Source organism: Parafrankia sp. EAN1pec (genome assembly GCF_000018005.1).
Classification (GTDB): Bacteria; Actinomycetota; Actinomycetes; order Frankiales; family Frankiaceae; genus Parafrankia; species Parafrankia soli.
Map to the genome: position 1 here is coordinate 5846329 of NC_009921.1, position 22974 is coordinate 5869302.

The window sequence follows — 22974 nt, forward strand, 5'->3', positions numbered from 1 at the left end:
GGCGGCGACGCGACGCGTCAGAGAGACCCGGTCCCCGGATCGGCCGTGCCCTGCGACGTGCCCTCTTCGGCGCCGGCCGGCACGACCTCGAGCAGGTCGACGATGAACACCAGCGAGTCATCAGCCATGATTATCGGCGGCTGGCCGCCCATCGGCCCGTAGCCGAGCTCCGGCGGGATCACGATCAGCCGGCGGCCGCCCGCCTTCATCCCGTCGATGCCCTGGCCGAAGCCGGGGACCGTCCGCAGCAGGGAGAAGGTGTCCGGGGCGCCCCGCTCCCAGCTCGAGTCGAACTCCTTGCCGGTCTTCCAGATGGTGCCGACGTACTGGATCTGGACGGTGCTCGTCGCGCTGGCCGCCGCGCCCTCACCGGTCACCAGATCCTGGGTGACCAGGTCGGTCGGGGCCAGGCCCTTGCCCGCCGCGGCTACGGGCTTCTGGGTGAGGTCCACGGCATTCTCGACGGCCGGCGGGCCGCCCGCCCGCGCGCCGGCGTCCTGCGCGGCGGACGGGACCGGCGCGGCGGCCGTCCCGTCGGGCGTGTCCGACGAGCTGCACGCGGCGAGCGGCACCAGCAGGACGGCGGGGAGGGCGAGGGCGGCCAGCCGGTGACGGCGGCGGGCGATGACACCACGAAGCGAAGAGATCACGGAAGCAAAGATCCTCTGGATACTGCGCGGCACCGCCGCCACGGCACGCGGGGCCGCCGGCCGGCGCCACGCGCTCGAGCTGCCTGAACCTGTGGAGTCAGACTGTAGAGGACAAGCCTCCGTGCTTCGGCACGACACCGGCCGGCCGGGCCGGCGCGGCCTACATGCTCGCGATCAGCTTGTCGACGCGGTCGTCCACCGACCGGAACGGGTCCTTGCACAGCACCGTGCGCTGGGCCTGGTCGTTGAGCTTGAGGTGCACCCAGTCGACGGTGAAGTCGCGCCGCTTCTCCTGCGCCCGCTTGATGAACTCCCCGCGCAGCCGGGCCCGGGTGGTCTGCGGCGGCACCGACTTCGCCTCGAAGATGTCGAGGTCGCGGGTGACCCGCTCGACCAGGCCGGCCCGCTCCATCCGGTAGTAGAGCCCGCGGTCACGGTGGATGTCGTGGTACTTCAGGTCGAGCTCGGCCACCCGCGGCGACGCCAGCGACAGCCCGTGCTTGAGCCGGAAGCGGTCGATGAGGACGAACTTGGTGACCCAGTCGATCTCCCGGGCGACCAGCTCCAGGTCCTCGGTCTCGATCGCGAGCAGGGTGCGGCCCCACAGGTCGAGCACCCGCTTCGCCACGGCGTCCCCGCCGCGCCGCTCGACGAACTCGACCGCCTTCGAGTAGTACTCGCGCTGGATGTCCAGCGCGCTCACCTCACGGCCGTTCGCCAGCTTGATCCGGCGCTGGCAGGTCATGTCGTGGGACACCTCGCGGATCGCCCGGATCGGGTTCTCCAGCGACATGTCGCGCAGGACGACCCCCGCCTCGATCATGCGGAGCACCAGGTCGGTGGAGCCCAGCTTGAGCAGCATCGTCGTCTCGCTCATGTTCGAGTCACCGACGATGACGTGCAGCCGACGGAAGCGCTCGGCGTCCGCGTGCGGCTCGTCGCGGGTGTTGATGATCGGACGCGAGCGGGTCGTCGCCGACGACACCGACTCCCAGATGTGCTCGGCGCGCTGGGAGATGCAGTACACCGCCCCGCGCGGGGTCTGAAGGACCTTGCCCGCGCCGCACAGGATCTGCCGGCTGACCAGGAACGGGACCAGCACGTCCGCCAGGCGGCTGAACTCGCCGTGCCGCCCCACGAGGTAGTTCTCGTGGCAGCCGTAGCTGTTCCCCGCCGAGTCGGTGTTGTTCTTGAACAGGTGGATGTCCCCGGCGATGCCCTCTTCGCGCAGCCGGCGCTCCGCCTCGACGAGCAGGCCCTCGAGGATCCGCTCGCCCGCCTTGTCGTGCGTCACCAGATCGGGCACGGAGTCGCACTCGGGGGTGGCGTACTCCGGGTGGCTGCCGACGTCCAGGTAGAGCCGGGCGCCGTTCTTGAGGAACACGTTGCTGCTACGGCCCCAGGACACGACGCGTCGGAACAGGTAACGGGCCACCTCGTCCGGCGACAGCCTTCGCTGCCCGCGGAACACGCAGGTGACGCCGTACTCGTTCTCCAGCCCGAAGATGCGGCGATCCACGAGACCGACCCTATGCTCGGAACCCGCCTTCGCGTGGGGAGACGCTCGGGCTGGTCTCAGCTGTGGCCTCCCGGGGGCGCACGACCAGCCCGGCGGCGACCGCGGCCGCCGCCGGCGCGGCGGTGGCTTCGCTCGGAACCGACGTCCCGGCCGGAATCGTCCCGGCGCCGCCCGCGCGCTCCCGGCCGAGCAGGATCAGGGCGATCCCGGCGACCGCCCAGATCGCCAGGACGGCCGCCCCACGCCCGCCACCGGCACCATCGAAGTACAGGGTGGACCGCAGCAGGGTCACCCCCGCTCCGGGCGGCAGCAGCTGACCCAGGCCGCCCCACGGCGTCGGCAGCATCTCCGGCGCCGACGACGCGCCGGAGAGGGCCGCGCCGAGCACGGTCACGCCGACAGCCGCGACGAGCCCGCGCCCCCCGGCCACCGCGCCCAGCCCGAGGACGGGTGCCACCACGGCCCCGGCGACCATCGCCAGGACGACCACGCTGCTCCCGAACGTGTCGGGCAGCACGTCGAGACCCCCACCGAGGGCCAGGGTGCCGGCCACCCCGGCGGCCACCATGAAGCCGACGAGGCCACCGAGACGGGCCTGCCTCGTCCGGGCGGCGCGCGCCAGCAGCACGCCCGCCGCCGCCGCGATCAGCACCAGCGGCAGGTAGCCGGCGGACACCCCGCCACCCTGATGATCGGCGGAGGCGTTGGGGACGACGTCGACGACGGGGATCCGCAGATCGGGAAACGTCACCGACATTCCGCGGACCAGCGCCTCGGCCACGGCGGGGCTCGCCGCGGACGCGAGGCGCAGCGCGAGCCCGTCGTCGGTGATGACGAACGCGGCGTAAGCCTTCCGGTCGCGCAGCACCCGGTCGGCGGCGGCGGCGTCCGGGACGACACCGATACGCAGGGCGCCCGGCGACATCCGTTCGACCGCCTCCGTGAGGGCCTTCGCGCCCTGCGGCTGGCCGGCGACGACCACGGGAAGCCCACGGGGACGCACCGAGGTGACCGTGGAGCCGTAGAGACAGACGACGAGGCCGAGCAGGACGGACATCCCGACGACCGTCACCGCCGTGCGGCGCGCAGGTCCGGCCGTGCGGCGCGCAGGTCCGGTGGCGCGGCCCGCCGCGGCTCGGAGGCGGTGCCAGCGCCCGTGTTCCGCCGTCAGATCCATCGGCCCTCCACTACGATCACTGGGATCCGTCGCCATTCAGACACTGAAGGTGAGCGACGTGCAGCGTCGCTCAGATCACGGTGCGACGGTGCGGTGGCGGGCCGCAGGCGGCGTGTCCGGCCCAGACCGCCCACCGCACCCGGCACCCGGGCACGCGGGTACCCGGAGGTGACCCGACTCGTGAGCGCTCGGCCCGGATGGTGATGGGACTGGTAATCCGGGGGAAAGATGGCGGCCATGACAGCCGAGACGAACGAGCAGCGAACCCGTCACCTGCGGACCGACGTGTCCACCCGCGGCCGTACCCCGGCGACAGTGATCGCGCCCGCCGCCGACAACCCGCCCCGGGGCGGCGTCATCGTGATCCAGGACGCCCGCGGGATCACCCGCTACCTCCTGTCCGTCTGCGACGACCTCGCCGAGGCGGGCTACCTGACGATCGCGCCGCACCTCTACCACCGGGACGGCATCGCCGAGGTCGACCCGGCGGATTCGTGGGCCGGTGCGCTGCCGCAGATGGCGACGCTGACCGGCGCCGGGATCTCCGCCGACGTCGACGACTGCGTGGGGCACCTGGCCGACGCCGGGTTCGGGCCGGGGCAGACCGCGATCGTGGGCTTCTGCATGGGCGGCACCGTCGCGCTGTTCACCGCGACGCGGACGCCGCTGGCCGGGGCCGTGTCGTTCTACGGCGGAGCCGTCAGCTCGCCGGCGTGGCCGGGCGTCCCGGCGCTGCTCGAGGTCGCGCCGTCGCTGCGCGGGCCCTGGCTGGGTCTCTACGGCGAGGAGGACACGATGATCCCCATGGCGGATGTCACCGGCCTGCGGGCCGCCGCCGCCCGTTCGGGGCAGCCGACGGAACTCGTCAGCTACCCGGGCGCCGGCCACGCCTTCCACAGCCACGACCGATCCGCCGTACACCGCCCCGGGCCGGCGGCCGACGCGTGGCAGCGCACCCTCGCCTTCCTCGACAGGCGCGTACGCCCCTCCTGACCACAACCGCCCGTCCCCGCGGCGGGCGGACGCCCCGGCGTGTTCGGCGGGCGAGGTGGAGAAACCCGTTGGTGGCCGGCCCGCCGGTGATGTACCGTCCCGCCGACTCGAACGGATCAGGCCCGGTCGACCGCGCACGGCGTCGCCCGGTCGCCATGACCACCCGGGAGGTGGCCCGCGTGGGCCGACCGCAGGCGGCGGAGGCACCGACCGGTGCCGGGCGGAGCGGACCGGACCGGCCGGGCACCCCGACCGCGCCCCATCCGGTGGACGGCGTCGGCGAGCCCGACGACACGGACGCCGCCGGAGAGATCACCCGGATGTTCTGGGCGCTGCACGAAGGGCTGCCACGCCAGTCCGCCGGGTCGGACGCGACGACCCGGCGGCTGCTGGAGCTCGCCGGCCCGCTGCCGCACCGACCGCGCGCGCTCGACATCGGATGCGGGCCGGGCCGGGCGGCGCTCGTGCTCGCCCAGGCCGCCGGCGCGGACGTCGTCGCGGTCGACCTGCACCGCCCGTTCCTGACCCAGTTGGCGCACTCGGCCACGGCCGCGGGGACGCGCGACCGGATCCGGCCCGTCGTCGCGTCGATGACCGATCTGCCCTGCCCGGACAGCGCCTTCGACCTCGTCTGGTCGGAGGGCTCGGCGTACATCATGGGCTTCGCCGCCGCGCTGCGGGCATGGCGGCGGCTGCTGGCACCAGCGGGGACCCTCGTCGTGTCCGAACCGGTCTGGACGGTCGACGACCCGGCGCCCCCGGTGAAGGAGTTCTGGGACGCCGCCTACCCCCTGCGCTCGGCCGAGGCGACGGCGGACATGGCCCGCGCGGCGGGCTACGAGGTGGTCGCGGCCTTCGAACAGCCGGACAGCGACTGGTGGGCGGAGTACTACGACCCGTTGACCGCCCGGCTCGACCGGGCGGAACGGGCCGGTACCGCGACGGCGGACGACCGAGCCGCCCTGGACGCCTGCCGGGCCGAGATCACGCTCCGCCGGGCCCACGGTGCCGACTATGGCTACCTGGGGTTCGTCCTCCGCCCGCGGCGGGACTGATCGGCGCCGGGTGTGGCCGCCGCGGATATGGCCACCGGACGGCGTCAAGGCCCCCGGCTGCCCGCGCTGCACCGCACGTGGCTGGCTGCCAGGATTCCCAGACCGGCAGGTCGTGATCGTGCCAGGCGGGCGATCCGTGGCCGTTCCGCGGCTGTGTGAGCCCTGCGGAACGGCCACGGATCGGATCCGAAGCCAAGCCGTGCCGGCCGAGAAGGCACCTCGGCCGGCGGAGACTCCCGATCCGGCTCGTCAGGACGCGGACGGAGCGGTCTCCTCGAGCAGTCCGTCGAGCTGGCTGCCGACGATCCGCTTGAACAACCGCCGGGAGCGCTTCCGGTCGAGCATCGCGACCTCGAGGTTCCCGGCCGTCAGCGTGCGCTCCCCGTTCTGCGCCCCGGGCGGCGCGCCGGCGGTGAGCGCGTCCACCGCCACGCGCAGCGCGGTGGCGAGCGGCTGGCCCTCCGTGTGGTGCTCCCGCAGGGAGGTCAGCACCTGCTCGGACTGACCGCCGATCGCGATGAAGCCACGCTCGTCGGCGATCGAGCCGTCGTAGGTGAGACGGAAGATCTGGTCATCCGCGGCGGTGTGCCCCACCTCGGCGACGACGATCTCCACCTCGTAGGGCTTGATGCTCTCAGTGAAGATCGCGCCGAGGGTCTGCGCGTAGGCGTTCGCGAGCGCCCGGCTCGTGACATCCCGCCGGTCGTACATGTAGCCGCGGGTGTCCATGATCCGGATGCCGGCCGTGCGGAGGTTCTCGAACTCGTTGTACTTCCCCACCGCGGCGAAGCCGATGCGGTCGTACATCTCGCTGATCTTGTGCAGGGTCGTCGACGGGTTCTCGGCGACGAACAGGATGCCGTCGACGTAGGTGAGGACGACCACGCTCCGGCCGCGCGCGATGCCCTTGCGCGCGTACTCGGACTTGTCCCGGACCTGCTGTTCGGGACTTGCGTAGCCGAACGGCATGGTCACGTCAGCCTCCTGAGTTCTGCGCGCGGTCGGCGATGATCGAGTCGACCACCGGGCCGACCTCGTCATCGGTGAGGCGACGGTATCCGTCGACGGTCACCGAGGCGACGATCGGGTACAGCTTGCGGATGAGGTCCGGCCCACCGGTCGCCGAGTCGTCGTCGGCGGCGTCGTAGAGAGCCTCGACGCTGATCCGGATCGCGTCGTCCTGGCTGTGGTTGGCCCGATAGCGCTTCTTCAGCGAGCCGCGGGCGAAGACCGAGCCCGACCCGATCGACTCGTAGGTGCGCTCCTCGGACTTCGCCGCGGCGATGTCGTAGGAGAAGATCCGTCCCTCGCCGGTCTCGGTGTCGAAGCCGGCGAACAGCGGGATGACCGCAAGGCCCTGCATCGCCATGCCCAGGTTCCCCTTGACCATGAACGCGAGCCGGTTGGCCTTCGCGTCCAGGCTCAGCGTGGAGCCCTCGATCTTCTCGTAGTGCTCGAGCTCGACCTGGAACAGACGGATCAGCTCGGCGCCCACACCGGCCGTGCCGGCGTAGCCGACGCAGGAGAACTCGTCCGCGTGGTGGACCTTCTCGACGTCACGCTGGGCGATCATGTGCCCCTGCGTCGCGCGGCGGTCGCCGGCCATGATCACGCCACCGGGGAACGCCACGGCCACGATGGTGGTGCCGTGAGCCGCATCGGTCACCGGAGCGGGCAGCGGGCCCCGGGCGCCCGGAAGCAGGTCCGGAGCCGCGACGGACAGGAAATCGGTGAACGACGACGTTCCCGGTGTCATGAACACAGCCGGTAGACGCCCGGCGACACCCGTTGGATCGGGCACGCATCCCCCTTCAGATAGTCGATCGTGAGCCGGCGGCCCAGGATGGTCCGAGGCGGCCCAGCCCAAGGCTCCGGGTGATGCACAACATGCCACGTGCCGGGCCGGCAGGGTGGCCGTGGTCCCGCTCCGTCCCAAGTCGCGGTCCCAAGTCGCGGGGTCCCAGGCCGCGGTCCCGGGCGCACCGCCGCGGTGGCACTCGGCGGCCTCAGCGGGCCTGTGAGCCCCTCGGTAGGCCCTTGAAGCCCCGCCGGCGGCACGGCGCCTGGACGGCCCGTACGGACGCCCCAGGCACCGACCTCGCTCGCGGCGGGAGACACCAGGACAGCTGAGCGATCCACGTGCCGACGCCCACCGCCATCGGGCACACCCTAGGCATCGGGCACGCCCCGGGCGCGGGCATCGCGATCCAGGGCACGGCCCCGGGACGCGTCGGGCAGCAGGGCCCCGCGGCACCGGTCGCCGCGTTGGCTCCCCCGGCGACCGGCCGAACGGGCGCATGTGGCTCGTCCGGCCGAACCGGCCGCGGGGCGTCAGACCCTACTGACCGCCCTTCTGGACGTATCCCTTCACGAACTCCTCGGCGTTCTCCTCGAGAACGTCATCGATTTCGTCGAGCAGGGAGTCGACGTCCTCCGAGAGCTTCTCGTGCCTTTCCTTGAGATCCGAGGCGCCCGATTCCTCAACCTCGGCCTCGGCGGTCTCGTCATCACGGCGGCCGGTGCGCTGCTGCCCGCCACCGGTGTCCCTCTGGGCCATGGGAGCCTCCTTCGATCGCCTGGGGCGACACTATCCCGCTCCGCCGACTGCTTCCGGTGGATCGGTACGAGGTCCACTCCATCACGAACACCCGGCGACGTCGCCTCGTCCGCCGAGGGCGCAAAATGTGCTGGTCGATGGTGGTGCCACCGGCGCGCCGAGACTTCGCGCCGGTACGGCGCGAAGTCTCGGGGAGACCACCGCGAGACTCCGCCGGCTGTCAGTTACCCGACAGGGCGTCCACCAGGTCGGCGGCGGTGGGGCAGCGGGCGAGCAGCTCGCCCACGTGCGCCTTGGTGCCACGCAGCGGCTCAAGGGTCGGCACCCGCTGCAGCGAGTCCCGCCCGATGTCGAAGATGACCGAGTCCCAGGAAGCGGCCGCCACCTGCTGCGGGTAGAGCTCCAGGCAGCGCCCCCGGAAGTACGCCCTGGTGTCCTCCGGAGGCTCCGTCATCGCCCTGGTGACCTCTTCCTCACTCAGGAGGAGGTCGAAGCGGCCCCGGGCCACCAGGCGGTTGTAGAGGCCCTTCTCCGGCCGCACGTCGTGGTACTGGAGGTCGACGAGCTGCAGCCGCGGCGAGTCCCATGCCAGGGCGTCACGGGAGCGGTAGCCCTCGATGATCGACAGCTTGGCCACCCAGTCGAGCTCCCGCGAGCAGGTCATCGGGTCGACCTCGAGGCGGCCGAGCACCGACTCCCACCGGGAGAGCACGTCGGCCGTCTGCGGGTCGACGTCCGTGCCGAGCCTGTCCTCGACGAACTTGCGGGCCTGCTCGAAGTACTCCATCTGGAGCTGCACGGCGGTCATCTTCCGGCCGTCGCGCAGGGTGAGCAGATACCGCAGCGAGGGGTCGTGGGAGATCGCCCGCAGCGTCGCGACCGGCGCGTCCACCGACAGGTCGACCTGGAGCCAGCCCTCCTCGATCATGGCCAGGACGAGCGAGGTCATCCCCACCTTGAGGTAGGTGGCGATCTCGCTCATGTTGGCGTCACCGATGATCACGTGCAGACGCCGGTACTTCTCCGGGTCGGCGTGGGGCTCGTCCCGGGTGTTGATGATGGGGCGCTTGAGGGTGGTCTCCAGTCCGACCTCGACCTCGAAGAAGTCCGAGCGCTGGCTGATCTGGAACCCGGGCTCACGCCCGTCCACGCCGATGCCGACCCGGCCGGCGCCGCATATCACCTGGCGGGAGACGAAGAACGGCGTCAGGTGCCGCACGATCTCCCCGAACGGGGTCGCCCGCGCCATGAGGTAGTTCTCATGGCAGCCGTAGGAGACACCCTTGTTGTCGGTGTTGTTCTTGTACAGGTGCACGGGCATCGTGCCGGGGACAGTCAGCGCACGGCGGGCCGCCTCTGCCATCACCCGCTCCCCCGCCTTGTCCCAGAGGACGATGTCGCGCGGGTTCGTCACCTCGGGGGTCGAGAACTCGGGGTGCGCATGATCGACGTAGAAGCGCGCGCCGTTGGTCAGGATGACGTTGGCCAGCCCGAGGTCGTCCTCGTTCGCGGGCGCGCCAGGATCGACCACCGGCTCCCTGGGCAGCTCGAAGCCGCGGGCGTCTCGCAGGGGGGACTCCTCCTCGAAGTCCCACCGAGCTCGACTGCCCCCGGTGGCGGCCCTGTTGGCGTAAGAGTTCACGACCAACGACGAAGCCAGCATCTGGTTTGTGTTGGGTTGACCGGGCACGGACACGCCGTATTCGGTCTCGGTCCCCATGATCCGGCGCACGCTCACTCTGCAAGCGTAGGTGCTGGCGGGCCGCCGGGTCGGCCGGACGCCGCCCTTGGTCGTTCCGAACCTCTTGCCGGGAAGCTTCGGGAACGCCCGGAGACCTCCCCCGCCACGCCGACAGCCCCGCGGGTGCCGGCATTCGGGTGATCGGCGACGTGGCGGCCCGTCAGCCTGTTCGACGGCCGCTGGGCTGCGTGTCCGTCTTCTCACAGCGACGGCAGGAGACCACCACAAGCCCGTTTCGAAGATCAAAACGGGCAGGGATGGGCGTCAACATCGTTGACTATCTTGGGCAGCGCGACGCCCGACGGCACAGCCACTCGACCGGCGGTTCCAGCCGGCGGGCACGGCTCGCGGACCGGCTGGCGGGCAGCCGGTGGGCACGGCCGGGGGTCACCGGGCCCGTGAAACCACGACGCGGCGGCCGCCTCGTCAACGAGACGGCCGCCGCGTGGCGACCACAGCGGGCGGCTGGCCCCCGCCCCGCGAACTGCCTAGAGGTACTGGCCGGTGTTCGCGATGGTGTCGATCGACCGCCCGGCCTCGGTGCCCTTGGTTCCGGTGACGAGTGTGCGGATGTAGACGATCCGCTCACCCTTCTTGCCGGAGATCCGGGCCCAGTCGTCCGGGTTCGTGGTGTTCGGCAGGTCCTCGTTCTCCTTGAACTCGTCCAGGCACGCCGACAGCAGGTGCTGCATGCGCAGGCCGCGGACTCCGCTCTCGATGAGGTCCTTCACCGCCATCTTCTTCGCCCGGGCCACGATGTTCTCGATCATCGCGCCCGAGTTGAAGTCCTTGAAGTACAGGACCTCCTTGTCACCGTTGGCGTAGGTGACCTCGAGGAAGCGGTTCTCCTCGCTCTCGGCGTACATCCGCTCGACGACCCGCTGGATCATGCCCTGGCAGGTCGCCTCCCGGTTACCTCCGTGCTCGGCGAGGTCGTCGGCGTGCAGCGGGAGCTCGGGCAGGACGTACTTGGCGAAGATGTCCTTGGCCGCTTCGGCGTCCGGACGCTCGACCTTGATCTTCACGTCGAGCCGGCCCGGCCGCAGGATCGCCGGGTCGATCATGTCCTCTCGGTTGGACGCGCCGATCACGATGACGTTCTCGAGCTGCTCAACGCCGTCGATCTCGCTGAGCAGCTGCGGGACGATCGTGTTCTCCACGTCCGAGGAGACACCCGAGCCACGGGTCCGGAAGATCGAGTCCATCTCGTCGAAGAACACGATCACCGGCATGCCCTCGGACGCCTTCTCGCGCGCCCGCTGGAACACCAGCCGGATCTGCCGCTCGGTCTCGCCTACGTACTTGTTGAGCAGCTCCGGGCCCTTGATGTTGAGGAAGAAGGCCCGGCCGGAGCCCTGGCCTGTCTGTGCCTCGACCTTCTTGGCCAGGGAGTTCGCCACGGCCTTGGCGATCAGCGTCTTGCCACAGCCGGGCGGGCCGTAGAGCAGCACGCCCTTCGGTGGCTTGAGCTTGTGCTCCAGGAACAGTTCCTTGTAGAGGAACGGCAGCTCGACCGCGTCGCGGATCGACTCGATCTGGCCCTTCAGGCCGCCGATCTGCTCGTAGCCGATGTCTGGGACCTCTTCGAGGACCAGCTCCTCGACCTCGGACTTGGGGATCCGCTCGAAGGCGTACCCCGACCGTGGCTCGATGAGGAGCGAGTCGCCGGCTCGGATCGGGCCGTCGAGGAGTGGCTGGGCCAGCATGACGACCCGTTCCTCGTCGGTGTGACCGATCACCAGCGCCCGGTCACCGCTCTCGAGGACCTCCTTGAGCAGGACGATCTCGCCCTGCCGCTCGAACGCGCGAACCTCCACGACGTTGAGCGCCTCGTTGAGCATGACCTCCTGACCGGGCTGCAGGACGTCGGCTTCGACGTTCGGCGACACCGTCACGCGGAGCTTTCTGCCCTGCGTGAACACGTCGACCGTGCCGTCGTCGTAGCCACGGATGAAGACGCCGTACCCGCTCGGCGGTTGCGCGAGCCGGTCGACCTCCTCCTTCAACGAGATGATCTGGTCACGTGCCTCCCGAAGGGTGGCGACGAGCTTGTCGTTTTGCCCAGTGGCGGTCTGTAGCTCCACCTGTACCTGGGCTAGTCGCTCCTCCAGGACACGTACCTGTCGGGGCGATTCAGACAGCCTCCGCCGCAGCATGGCCACTTCTTCCTCCAGGAAGGTGACCTGAGTCGTGAGTTCGTGTACTTCCTTCTCGTACGCCGACCGTTGAGAATCGGCGTCACCAGGACGACCCGTGCTCCCACCGGAGCCAGAGCCCGAACGGGGACCGGACACCGCGCCTCCACCTCCCCCGTGCTGACCGGGACGCACCCACACTACCGTTGTGACCGCCGCTGGCAGGCCGGTCGCGCGAGGACGACCCAGGTTTGCCGTAAACAGCGGGTTACGGTGCCATGGTGACAGAAGATCGGAGCCCTGTGGCAACACCAACGAAGCCGGGCGATTCGCCCGGACTCCGGGTCCGCATCGACCAGGACTCCTGCACCGGCGACGGTCTGTGCGTCCAGTATGCACCCTCGGTGTTCGAGTTCGACATCGACGGGCTCGCCTACGTGAAGAACTCCGACGGTGAGCTTCAGACCACACCGGGGACCCACGTGCCGGTTCCGCTGCCGCTGCTCACAGAGATCCGCGACGCCGCCGAGCAGTGCCCCGGCACCTGCATCTACGTCGAGCACCCGGACGGGACGCTGGAGGTCGGCGGCCCACAGGAGTGAGAACCACCCACCCCGGCGCCCCCGCCGCGCCCCCACCCGTGGGGGTCCGGCGCCCGGGCCCGCCGCGCGGGCGCCTCCGCGGATCGCCCGGCCGCGACCGGCATCGCGTCAGCCGTCGGAGCCGGCGTCGACTCGAGGCTCAGGCTCGGCCTGAAGCTCCGGCTCGGCCTGAAGCTCCGGCTCGGCCTGAGGCTCCGCGATGACCTGGCGATCGGGCTGGCCGTACAGGCCCGGCAAGCTACCCGCTCCCGCCGGCTGGCCCTGCTCGGCCGGGCGGTCGGCGGATACCGGCTCCGGAGCGGTCGCCGGCTCCGGATAGGAGCCCTTGGCCGGGCGCCGCCGCCTCGGTGGAGCAGTGACGCCGTCCGCCAACCGGCGCGCTGTCACCAGGAAACCGGTGTGCCCGACCATGCGGTGACCGGGGCGCACGGCGAGGCCCTCGACGTGCCAGTCGCGCATCATCGTCTCCCACGCCGCGGGCTCCGCGAAGCAGCCGAACTCGCGCAGCGCCTCGACCGTCCGGGAGAGCTGCGTGGTCGTCGCGACGTACGCGCACAGCACGCCGCCGGGGACGAGCGCCGCCGCGGCCGCGGGCAGCACGTCCCACGGGGCGAGCATGTCGAGGATCACCCGGTCCATGCCCCGCTCGGCCGACTCGGCCAGATCACCGACATGCAGTGTATGAGCCGGATGTGGTCCGCCGAAAAAGGTCTCGATGTTGCGCCGGGCGACCTCCGCGAAGTCGGGACGCCGCTCGTAGGAGACCAGCCGGCCGCCGTCGCCCACGGCCCGCAGCAAGGCGCAGGACAGCGCGCCGGAACCGGCACCGGCCTCCAGCACCTGCGCGCCGGGGAAGACGTCGGCGTACATGACGATCTGCGCCGCGTCCTTCGGGTAGACGACGGTCGCGCCGCGCGGCATCGACAGCACGAAGTCGGCCAGCAGCGGCCGCAGTGCCAGGTAGTCGGTGCCCCCGGTGCTGCTCACGACGACACCCTCGGGCCGGCCGAGCAGGTCGTCGTGCGGAATCGCCCCCCGGTGGGTGTGGAACTGCCGGCCCGGCTCGAGGACGACCGTGTGCCGCCGGCCCTTGGGGTCGGTCAGCTGGACGCGGTCGCCCTTGGTGAACGTCCCGCGGCGCCGCGCCGCGCCGGTCGGCCGCGGCACCTCGGGTACCTCGGGCATCTCCGGTGCCGCGGGCATCTCCGGTGCCGCGGGGTCCGCGTGGTCCGGCAGGGGCGGAAGCTCCGCGAGGTCCGGCAGGGGCGGGCGGGACGCGACCGCGTCCGGCGTGGTCGGGTCAGTACTGATCTCGTCGTCCTCTCGGCGCGCGCCCCGAGGCCGGTCCACGGCCGGCGCGCGCCCTGTCCGCTGGAAGCTGGTCGCACGGGGGCGTGCGGGTGACGCGTGCCGGGTGCGTCAGGGCCGGGCCGGGCCCGGCGGCCGTCAGCGGCGAACGAACGTCACCGATGGGAGACCATACGGGTCGCGGCCGCCGGGTCGATCCTGGCCACGAGATCGACCATGGCCAGCACGCCGACCGGCCGGCCGCGCTGGACCACGAGGTACTCCGCGGCCGGGGCCCGCTGGACGGCCGCCAGCAGGTCCTCGCCCTCGAGCTCGGCCTGCAGGGTCATCCCCGGGCCGATGCTCCGGCTGACCTCGTCCACCGCCATCCACGGCCGGCGGTGCTCCGGCAGGGCGTCGACGGAGGCGCCATTCATGATCTTGATGGGGGTACCGTCCCGGTCGATCACCGCGACGGCCGTGGCGCCCACCTCCTGGGCCCGGCGCAGCGCCTCGCCGAGCGGGACCGCGGCCTCCACCGGCAGCGTGCGGCGGGCGAGCCGGCCCGCCGACAGCCCGGGCAGCCGCTCGCGGACCTTCGCCGACCGCAGCGACTGGTAGGCGCCGAAGGCGACGAACCCGGCCAGGACGTAGGCGTAGAGCGCACCGAAGCCGTCGGAGTCCTTCGTCGCGCCCCAGACCACCAGCGCACCAGCCACGATGAAGCCGCCGTAGGCGCCGGCCCGCAGCCCACGCAGCTTGTCGTGCCCGATGGCCCACACCGCCGCGACGACGACCCGCCCGCCGTCGAGAGGCAGGCCCGGCGCCAGGTTGAACACGAACAGCGCGGCGTTGGTGAAGCCGATGAAGAAGAGCACTGTCCCGACGCTGCCGTGATCCGGCACGGCCAGCAGGCCCAGGAAGCACAGCCCCCCGATCACGCCGTTGACGGCGGGCCCGACGAAGGCGATCAGGAACTCGCGGGCGGCGGTGGCCGGCTCGGGTTCGAACTCGGTGAAACCGGCGAAGCCGTGCAGGGTCACCGACCGGACGTGCAGCCCGAACCGCTGCGCGGTCAGCGCGTGCCCGATCTCGTGCGCGAGCAGCGACAGGAGGAACCCCGCCGAGACGAGCAGGGACAGTACGAGCACATGCCCGTCGGTCGCGGCGATCGTCAGATGGTCCCGGATCGGGTCGATGAGCAGGGACGCGACCAGCGCCGCGAAGACCACGGCCAGCGGTGAGACGAAGATCGGGGCACCGCGGACGTGCCCGACCCGCATACCCGGCGGACGCGGCGCCGGCCGCCGCTCCGGCGGCTCCGCTCCACCGGGGACGCCGTGCCGCGCCGCGCCGGGCTGGTCCTCCATAGGTGTAGATGCTACGGACCATCCTCCGTGGTGTCCGCCGCGGATAGCGCTCCCGCTACGGATTGCGCTGTCATCTGGCCGGCAGCGGGCTTGTTCGGGGGCCGCGGAGGCCCGGCCACGGCCCGAGGACGCGGCCAGGGCGCCCGCGGCTCGAGGCCCGTCACGCCGCCACGGTTGCGCTGGGGGTCACCGGCTGGGATCAGGCTTGTAGGACTCCACCTCAGGAACGGGCCCCGGCCCCCGGGCCTCAGGGGCCCGGCTCCAGAGGTCGAACCCCCGAAAACCCGGATCCGGAGAACCAGGCCAGCCTCCGCCAGGCCGGCCGAGACGATGTGTGGCGACTGAGTGCGTCTATGAGATCGCTCAGCCGCCATGATTGTTCTCGGAGCCGACGGCCGGGGTCAGGTCTGCGGAAATCCGCCCGGGGCGGAGCCCAGACCCTCGGCGAGGGAGGCACATCGGGACACCGTGGGTGCCCCGAGGCGGGCGCCGATCGTGTCGGTGGCGGGTTCTAGGGTCGACGCCATGACCACAACGCCTGACCAGGCCCCGGGCTCGGCCGCCGAAGGTTGCCCGACCGGGCCGGTCCAGGTCGGGCCCGGCTGGCATGAGGGCCGCGACCCCGCGGCGGCCCCGGCCTCGCCGCCGACGCCACCGGCCGCGGCGCCACAGGCGCCGCCGATAACGGCGTCGTTATCCCCCTCCCGGGCCGCCGACTTCGTCAACTGCCCGCTGCGCTACCGCTTCCGCGTGGTCGACCGGCTGCCGGAGGCGCCGAGCGAGGCGGCGACGCGGGGCACGGTGGTGCACGGCGTGCTCGAGCGGCTGTTCGACCTGCCCGCCCGGAGCCGGACCCAGCCGGCCGCGACCGAGCTCGTCGAGCCGGTCTGGGCCGACCTGCTCGCCCGCGACCCGGCGCTCGGTGGCCTGTTCGACGACGACGGCGCCCTGCGCTCCTGGCTGGACAGCGCGCGTGACCTTCTCGCCGGCTACTTCACCCTCGAGGACCCGACCAGGCTGGCCCCGGCCGCCCGGGAGCTCTACGTCGAGCATGTCCTGGCCTCCGGGCTGCGGCTGCGCGGCTACGTGGACCGCCTCGACTCGGCCGAGACCCCCCAGGGCACCGCGCTGCGCGTCATCGACTACAAGACGGGCCGCTCCCCCGGCCCGGCGTTCGAAGGCGCGGCCATGTTCCAGATGCGGTTCTACGCGCTCGTGCTATGGCGTTCGCGTGGCGTCATCCCGCGCGAGCTCCGGCTCTATTACCTGAGTGACCGAACCTGGCTGCGTGCCACGCCGGAGGAGTCGGAGCTGCGCGCCACCGAGCGCCGGATCGAGGCGCTGTGGGCGGCCATCGCCCGGGCGCACCGGACGGGCGACTGGCGGGCCACGCCGGGCCGGCTGTGTGACTGGTGCGATCACAAGCCGAGGTGCCCGGCATTCGGCGGCACCCCTCCCCCGCTGCCGGAGAACCGCGCGGAGCTGCCCGTCGACGACGCCGCCCCCACCGTCTGCGAGGCGGACGGCTGAGCCGCCCGACCGTCCATCGAATCGCGGCGTATGGTTCCCGACCTGGCCACCAGCAACGTGGCGCACCAGACGTGGGGGTACCCGTTCGGGTACCCGAGGGCACCTTCGGACGGCGGCCCCGCGGGCGGGCCTGGCATCGGCGTGCCCGGGCGGTCACCGGTGGGAAGATCCGGCGTCCCGGGTGGTGTCGGGGGCGGTTACCGTCGGCGGCGGACATGGGCGGCGGGAGGATGCGGATCACCTCTCCGGCGTTGTCCCTTCGGGGCCTGGATCCCGGCGCTCCGCGGGAGCCGGCCGCCGATCGGTGAGGTAGTTCGCGACAGTTGGAGGAACGCATGGCCCGACGCACCGCATCGGACCGCGACGGTGCCCGCGGCGGTCCACGGCGCGGCCGGGGGTCCGCCGCGCGGGCCTCCAGACTCACCAAGGTCTACGGCTCGGGTGACACCGCCGTCACCGCGCTGCGGGGCATCGACCTGACCTTCCCCTACGGCCGGTTCACCGCGATCATGGGCCCCTCCGGCTCAGGCAAGTCGACCCTGATGCACTGCCTCGCCGGGCTGGACCCCGCGACCACGGGGCGGGTCTTCATCGGCGACGTCGACCTGTCCCGGCTCAACGACCGGCAGCTCACCCAGCTCCGCCGGGACCGGATCGGCTTCATCTTCCAGCAGTTCAACCTGCTGCCGACGCTCACCGCGGCCGAGAACATCACGCTGCCGCTGGACATCGCCGGCCGCAAGCCCGACCAGAAGTGGATGCGGATGGTCGTCGACGCCGTGGGCCTCGCGCCCCGGCTGAACCACCGCCCGCCCGAGTTGTCCGGCGGCCAGCAGCAGCGGGTTGCCTGTGCCCGGGCCCTGGTCACCCGCCCGGAGATCGTCTTCGCCGACGAGCCGACCGGGAACCTCGACTCGCGGTCGGGCGCGGAGGTGCTGTCGTTCCTGCGCGACTCGGTCCGCGAGCTGGGCCAGACCATCGTGATGGTCACCCACGATCCGACGGCCGCCTCGTACTCCGACGAGGTGATCTTCCTCGCCGACGGCCGGCTGGTCGACGCGATGGCCGAGCCCACGCCGGACGCCGTCCTGGACCGGATGAAGAACCTGGACGCGCTCGTGCGCGGCGAGGCCGTACCGGAGCCCGAAGCGGACTACGACGACCTGCCGCCGGAGCCGCCCGAGCCGCGCGCCCCCGAGTACGACGACCGCGGCTACGCCACCGGCGGCTACCCGACAGGCGGCTACCCGGCCGACCACTACCCACCGGCCGGATACCACAACGAGGACTATGCCGGGCCGGCGGACGATCACCAGTCCACGGGCTACGGCGCGGGGGGCTACCCGGGCGGCGGACCGCACACCGGGGAGTACCCGAGCCCCGGGCCGCACCGGGGCGACCCCCGCACCGGCGGCTACGCCAGCCACTTCGAGGCCGGCCAGTCCGATACCGGCCGGTTTGACGCCAGCCAGATCGACGCCCGCGGCCAGTACACGGATCCGGCGGACACCGGCCCGTTCGGCCATGACCGGTACGGCTCCGCCGGGCGGCACACGGGCACTCGCGGCCACGGAGGCGGGTACCGGGCTCCGGACGACCACGACCGCTCGCCCTACGACGCGTCCAGGCACGGTGGCACCCGGAGCTACGAGCGGGGCTACGAGCGGGGCGCTGGCCGGGCGAATCCGACCGGGTGGGCCTGACGGATGCTGCGCGCCACGCTGCGGAGCCTGCTGGCCCGCAAGGTACGGCTTGTCCTGTCCGCGCTCGCGGTCGTCGTGGGTGTCAGCTTCGTCACCGGCACCCTGGTCCTCACCGACACGCTGAACCGGACGTTCGACACCCTGTTCACCGACATCAACAAGAACGTCAGCGTCTCCGTGCGGACCGTCAACGCGGTCGGCACGGGCGACCAGGCCGACCGGAAGCCGGTGCCCGCCACACTGGTCCCCACCGTCGCCAAGGTGGACGGAGTCACCGCGGCGACCGGGACGGTCCGGGGCCAGGCGGTCCTGATCGACCCCGCGTCGGGCGACCCGCTCAACAGCGGCGGCGCACCGGGCATCGGAACGAACTGGACCGGCGGCACCGCGACGGGGTCGGAGGAGATCGCCGACGGCCGGCCACCGAACGGCCAGGAGATCGCGGTCGACAAGTCGACCGCGGACAAACACCACCTCACGCTCGGCCAGCGGATCTCGGTGCAGACCCGCCTCCAGCCCGAGGAGTTCACCCTCGTCGGCACCTTCCGCATCGGCGGGCAGGACAGCCTCGGCGGCGCCGCCGTCACCACGTTCGACACGGCGACGGCGCAGCGGCTGCTGCTCGCGCCCGACCAGTTCACCTCGATCAGCCTCGCCGCCGCCAACGGCGTCTCGCAGGAGCAGCTGCGGGACAGGGTCGCCGCGGTGCTCCCCACCGGGGTCGAGGCGATCACCGGCACCCAGCTCGCCGAGGAGGGCGCGAGCGCGATCCAGGACGCCGTCAGCGGGTTCTCGACCTTCCTGCTGGTCTTCGCCGGCATCGCGGTGTTCGTCGGCGCCTTCATCATCTTCAACACGTTCACGATGCTGGTCGCGCAACGCGTCCGTGAGCTGGCGCTGCTGCGCGCGATCGGCGCGAGCCGGGCCCAGGTGCAGCTCTCGGTCCAGATCGAGGCCCTGATCGTCGGCTTCATCGGCGCCACGGCCGGTCTCGCTCTGGGCGCCCTGCTGGCGATGGGGCTGCGGGCGGCCGTCGGCGCGTTCGGGATCTCGCTGCCGTCCGGCCCGCTGGTCTTCCAGCCTCGGACCTTCCTGCTCGCCTACGGCGTCGGCCTGGTCATCACCGGTCTCGCGGCGTTCGTGCCGGCCCGCAAGGCGGCGTCGGTGCCGCCGGTGGCGGCGATGCGCGAGACGTACGTGCTGCCCACCAGGTCGCTGCGCACCCGGGCGCTCGGCGGCGGCGCGCTGACCGTGCTGGGAGTGATCTGCCTGGTGGCGGGCCTGGCCCGCGGGGAGAATCCGAACACGAGCATGGTCGGCGCCGGCGCGGCGTTCGTCTTCCTCGGCATCGCCACTCTCTCGCCGCTGCTGGCCCCGCCGATCACCCAGGTCGTGGGGATTCCGCTGCGCGCGATGTTCGGGACGACCGGCCGGCTCGGCCAGGAGAACGCCATCCGCAACCCGCGGCGCACCGCCTCCACCGCGTCAGCGCTGATGATCGGTCTGGCCCTGGTGAGCGCGTTCGCCGTGCTCGGCCAGTCCATCAAGGAGTCGGTACGCGAGACGGTGTCGGAGAGCCTGGGTGCCGACTTCTACATCGCCACATCCAACTTGGCCCCCTTCAGCCCGCAGGTGGCCGCGGGGCTCCAGGGCAAGCCAGGCGTGGCGGTCGCCACCGGCATCCGGGGCGGGGCGGTCAAGATCGGCGACACGGACTCGTCGGTCCTCGCGGGCGATCCGGCCGGCCTGCTGCAGGTCCTCTCCATCAAGCAGGTGGACGGCGACGTCAACGCGCTCGGCGCGGGTTCCCTCCTGGTCGACGAGGCGACGGCGGCCGAGCGGGGGCTGCGGGTCGGCGCGCCCGTCCCGGTCACGTTCGCGGACGGCCCGACCGAGCTGACCCTGGTGGGCACGTACGAGAAGAGCGCGATCGCCGGCCCCGCGATGATCGCGACCAGCGAGTTCGAGAAGCACTCGAACAACAACCTCGACCTGTTCGTGATGCTCAAGCTGGCCGACGGCGCCGACCCGGCCGCGGTCCGGGCCGAGATCGACAAGGTGATCAAGCCGTTCGGCAGCGTCGAGGTCCGCGACCAGTCGGAGTTCGTGGCCCAGCAGGAGCAACAGGTCGACCAGCTGCTCGGGTTCGTGTACGTCCTGCTGGCCCTGGCGGTGGTGATCGCCCTGTTCGGCATCGTGAACACCCTAGCACTCTCGGTGATCGAACGCACCCGGGAGATCGGGATGCTCCGGGCGATCGGCATGACCCGGCAACAGATGCGGATGATGGTCATCGTCGAGTCGATGATTATCTCGGTCTTCGGTGCGGTGCTCGGTGTGCTGGTCGGCAGCTTCTTCGGCTGGGCGCTGACCGGGGCGCTGAAGAACCAGGGGGTGACGACCTTCGCCTATCCCGTCGGAACGATCATCGCCGTGATGATCGCCGGCGCCATCATGGGCGTGCTCGCCGCGGTCTTCCCGGCGCGTCGAGCCGCCAGGATGGACATCCTGCGGGCGATCGCCACGACCTGACCCGCGAGCCCGCCGCCGGACGCGGGCCGGGCCTCAGCCGGGGTCGGCGCCGGCCCGGTCTCAGCCGGAGTCGGCGCGGGCCGGGTCCGGACGGCGGGCGAGCCCGGCGAGCGTGGCCAGGTCGACCGCGTGCAGGCTGTCGACCCGGGCCGCGACCTGGCCGGGCAAATCGGCCGCCGCGATCGGCATCGACGGGACGAGGACCGTCGCACAGCCGGCCGCGATGCCCGCCGCGGCCCCGGTGAGGCTGTCCTCCAGGACCACGCAGGCGGCGGGATCGGCGCCGAGCAGGCGGGCCGCGGCGAGGTAGGGATCCGGGAACGGCTTGCGCCGGGCGACCTCGTCGCCGGCCACCGTCACGGTGAAGTGGTGCGCGCCCAGCACGGCGACCACCGCGTCGACCAGCGCACGGTAGGACGAGGAGACCAGGGCGGTCGACACCCCGGCCGCCGTGACGGCGCCCAACAGCTCCAGTGCCCCGGGCTGCGCGACGACCGCGCCCGGTTCCCGGAACAGCTCCGCGGAGCGGCGCAGCAGGAACTCGGTGGTCGCGGGCTCGTCCGAGACGGGGCGCCCCAGCATCGAAACCATGATCGGGACGGCGGTGTCGATACCGTGGCCGATCATGGCAAGCTTCATCTCGGGCGTGAACCGCCCGCCCAGGCGCGCCGCGGCCTCGTTCTCCGCGATCGTCCACAGCGGTTCGGTGTCGACGAGCAGCCCGTCCATGTCGAACAGGACCGCCGCCGGCAGGTCGCTCACAGTGTGTCGTCCTCCGGGGAACCAATCGGGGAGCGGCCCACGGACGGCCACACGGCGCCCACGGCGCCCACGGCCGCGGGGGCCCGCTCGGCCGGGGCAGGGAGCAGCTGGGGACGCACCCTGAAAGGGTACCGGGGTGGGACGGAAGGCCCTCCGCGGGCGCCGGGGCGGGCCGGCGGCCGGGGTCCGGGCCGGACGCGGCGACCTCCGGCGGTGGTGGCCGCAACGGGCGCGGGCACCCCGGTTCCGCCGTCGGTGGAACGCAGCACATACCCGATATCGACCTGACAGGTCCCGCCCGACATAACCTCTGCGACGGGATGGACACGATGGATCGATCCCCGCCCGCCTACCGGTCACGGACGGGGGGCGTCGATGCCCTTGAGGCGGAGGTTGCGATCACGCGGCAGACTGGACAGCGGGCGTTCTCCCGGATCGGGAGGACGTACGGTTGCACTGTCACGGGGGCAGGGGGCCGCCGCGGGGCGGCAGGAGGTGGTAGGTGATCGAGTTCTCCGGCGTCGGCCAGCTGCGGTCGCCGGTGGTCGTGGCCGCCTTCGAGGGGTGGAACGACGCCGCCGACGCGTCGTCGGCGGCCGTCGAGCACCTGGAGAACGTCTTCGGTGCCCGCGTCATCGGCGCGATCGACCCGGACGACTACTACGACTTCCAGGTCAACCGGCCGACGGTTAGCGGTGCGGACGGCGCGTCACGCAAGATCGCCTGGCCGACCACGCGGCTCTCGGTGGCGCGGCCGGCGAAGTCCGAATCCGACCTGGTGCTCGTGCGGGGCCTGGAACCGAACATGCGCTGGCGGGGATTCACCGACGAGCTCATCGAGGCCGTCCACGCACTCGGTAGCGACATGGTCATCACGCTCGGGGCGCTGCTGGCGGATTCGCCGCACACCCGCCCCGTCCCGATCAGCGGTACCGCCGGGGATCCGGCCACCGCCGCGCGGCTGGGCCTCGAGGCCTCCCGCTACGAGGGGCCGACGGGCATCGTGGGCGTGTTCGCGGACGCCTGCTCGCGAGCGGAGCTGGCCTCGGTGTCGTTCTGGGCTGCCGTGCCGCACTACGTCGCCAACCCGCCGTGCCCGAAGGCCACCCTCGCGCTGCTCCGCCGGGTCGAGGATCTTCTCGACATGGAGATCCCGCTCGGCGAGCTGCCGGACAAGGCCAAGGCGTGGGAGCGGCAGGTCGACGAGCTCGCCGCCGGGGACACCGAGGTCGCCGAGTACGTCCGCTCGCTGGAGTCGCGCGAGCCGGAGACGGCGCTGCCCGAGGCCAGCGGCGACGCCATCGCCCGGGAGTTCGAGCGCTACCTGCGCCGCCGGGGGGAGTGACCGCGCCCGGGCGCGA

Annotated in this window: 18 protein-coding genes; 7 read left to right on the forward strand and 11 right to left on the reverse strand. The window is 72.1% G+C overall.

The genetic code is table 11. The annotated features are described in order from the left end of the window. Positions 1–17: 17 nt before the first annotated feature. The 3 genes from FRANEAN1_RS23795 to FRANEAN1_RS23805 all read right to left on the reverse strand — a co-directional run bounded on the left by FRANEAN1_RS23795 (position 18) and on the right by FRANEAN1_RS23805 (position 3346). Positions 18–650, reverse strand: coding sequence for an FKBP-type peptidyl-prolyl cis-trans isomerase (locus FRANEAN1_RS23795; protein ID WP_020462358.1), 633 nt, complete (start codon positions 648–650; stop codon positions 18–20). Between the two features lie 160 nt (positions 651–810). Then, the gene (gene pafA / locus FRANEAN1_RS23800) at positions 811–2169 is read right to left on the reverse strand and encodes a Pup--protein ligase (RefSeq protein ID WP_018499881.1); all 1359 of its coding nucleotides are present in this window, start codon (positions 2167–2169) and stop codon (positions 811–813) included. 10 nt (positions 2170–2179) lie between these two features. After that, on the reverse strand, positions 2180–3346 hold the full coding sequence (locus FRANEAN1_RS23805; protein WP_020462359.1) for an ABC transporter permease: 1167 nt from the start codon (positions 3344–3346) through the stop codon (positions 2180–2182). A gap of 237 nt (positions 3347–3583) precedes the next feature. Here FRANEAN1_RS23805 and FRANEAN1_RS23810 point away from each other — a divergent pair, with 237 nt between their 5' ends. Then, the gene (locus FRANEAN1_RS23810; protein WP_041256462.1) at positions 3584–4339 is read left to right on the forward strand and encodes a dienelactone hydrolase family protein; all 756 of its coding nucleotides are present in this window, start codon (positions 3584–3586) and stop codon (positions 4337–4339) included. 179 nt (positions 4340–4518) lie between these two features. Next, on the forward strand, positions 4519–5394 hold the full coding sequence (locus FRANEAN1_RS23815) for a class I SAM-dependent methyltransferase (RefSeq protein ID WP_198145356.1): 876 nt from the start codon (positions 4519–4521) through the stop codon (positions 5392–5394). A gap of 249 nt (positions 5395–5643) precedes the next feature. Here FRANEAN1_RS23815 and prcA read toward each other — a convergent pair whose 3' ends face one another. The 5 genes from prcA to arc all read right to left on the reverse strand — a co-directional run bounded on the left by prcA (position 5644) and on the right by arc (position 11986). Next, positions 5644–6369 carry a proteasome subunit alpha gene (gene prcA / locus FRANEAN1_RS23820; RefSeq protein WP_041254697.1) on the reverse strand — a complete coding sequence of 242 codons (726 nt, stop codon included), beginning with the start codon at positions 6367–6369 and terminating at the stop codon, positions 5644–5646. Position 6370: 1 nt separating this feature from the next. After that, positions 6371–7195, reverse strand: coding sequence for a proteasome subunit beta (gene prcB / locus FRANEAN1_RS23825; RefSeq protein ID WP_020462363.1), 825 nt, complete (start codon positions 7193–7195; stop codon positions 6371–6373). Between the two features lie 537 nt (positions 7196–7732). Continuing rightward, complete coding sequence (locus tag FRANEAN1_RS23830) at positions 7733–7951, reverse strand: ubiquitin-like protein Pup (RefSeq protein WP_018499886.1); 219 nt, start codon at positions 7949–7951, stop codon at positions 7733–7735. A gap of 220 nt (positions 7952–8171) precedes the next feature. Then, positions 8172–9689, reverse strand: a complete 1518-nt coding sequence (gene dop, locus FRANEAN1_RS23835; protein WP_347176732.1) for a depupylase/deamidase Dop — start codon at positions 9687–9689, stop codon at positions 8172–8174. Between the two features lie 491 nt (positions 9690–10180). Beyond that, on the reverse strand, positions 10181–11986 hold the full coding sequence (gene arc / locus FRANEAN1_RS23840) for a proteasome ATPase (protein WP_020462365.1): 1806 nt from the start codon (positions 11984–11986) through the stop codon (positions 10181–10183). A gap of 119 nt (positions 11987–12105) precedes the next feature. Here arc and FRANEAN1_RS23845 point away from each other — a divergent pair, with 119 nt between their 5' ends. Beyond that, entirely contained in the window at positions 12106–12429 is a 324-nt protein-coding gene (locus FRANEAN1_RS23845) for a ferredoxin (RefSeq protein WP_020462366.1), read from the forward strand. Between the two features lie 108 nt (positions 12430–12537). On the opposite strand, the gene FRANEAN1_RS23850 is transcribed toward FRANEAN1_RS23845, so the two are convergent. Both FRANEAN1_RS23850 and FRANEAN1_RS23855 read right to left on the reverse strand, forming a co-directional pair. Continuing rightward, positions 12538–13632 (reverse strand): tRNA (adenine-N1)-methyltransferase, encoded by a 1095-nt coding sequence (locus tag FRANEAN1_RS23850; protein WP_347177253.1) that lies wholly within the window; start codon positions 13630–13632, stop codon positions 12538–12540. Positions 13633–13892: 260 nt separating this feature from the next. Next, positions 13893–15086: a site-2 protease family protein gene (locus FRANEAN1_RS23855; RefSeq protein WP_020462368.1), complete on the reverse strand. Its 1194-nt coding sequence runs from the start codon at positions 15084–15086 to the stop codon at positions 13893–13895. A gap of 525 nt (positions 15087–15611) precedes the next feature. Between FRANEAN1_RS23855 and FRANEAN1_RS23860 the strand changes: the two genes are divergently transcribed. The 3 genes from FRANEAN1_RS23860 (at position 15612) to FRANEAN1_RS23870 (ending at position 20851) form a co-directional block, all read left to right on the forward strand. After that, positions 15612–16616, forward strand: a complete 1005-nt coding sequence (locus tag FRANEAN1_RS23860) for a PD-(D/E)XK nuclease family protein (RefSeq protein WP_020462369.1) — start codon at positions 15612–15614, stop codon at positions 16614–16616. Between the two features lie 335 nt (positions 16617–16951). After that, positions 16952–18319, forward strand: coding sequence for an ABC transporter ATP-binding protein (locus FRANEAN1_RS23865; protein WP_020462370.1), 1368 nt, complete (start codon positions 16952–16954; stop codon positions 18317–18319). A 3-nt stretch (positions 18320–18322) separates the two neighbouring features. Then, the gene (locus tag FRANEAN1_RS23870) at positions 18323–20851 is read left to right on the forward strand and encodes an FtsX-like permease family protein (RefSeq protein ID WP_020462371.1); all 2529 of its coding nucleotides are present in this window, start codon (positions 18323–18325) and stop codon (positions 20849–20851) included. A 60-nt stretch (positions 20852–20911) separates the two neighbouring features. On the opposite strand, the gene FRANEAN1_RS23875 is transcribed toward FRANEAN1_RS23870, so the two are convergent. After that, positions 20912–21613 carry an HAD family phosphatase gene (locus FRANEAN1_RS23875; RefSeq protein WP_020462372.1) on the reverse strand — a complete coding sequence of 234 codons (702 nt, stop codon included), beginning with the start codon at positions 21611–21613 and terminating at the stop codon, positions 20912–20914. Between the two features lie 502 nt (positions 21614–22115). Here FRANEAN1_RS23875 and FRANEAN1_RS23880 point away from each other — a divergent pair. Continuing rightward, complete coding sequence (locus FRANEAN1_RS23880) at positions 22116–22958, forward strand: PAC2 family protein (RefSeq protein ID WP_020462373.1); 843 nt, start codon at positions 22116–22118, stop codon at positions 22956–22958. Positions 22959–22974: the final 16 nt, after the last annotated feature.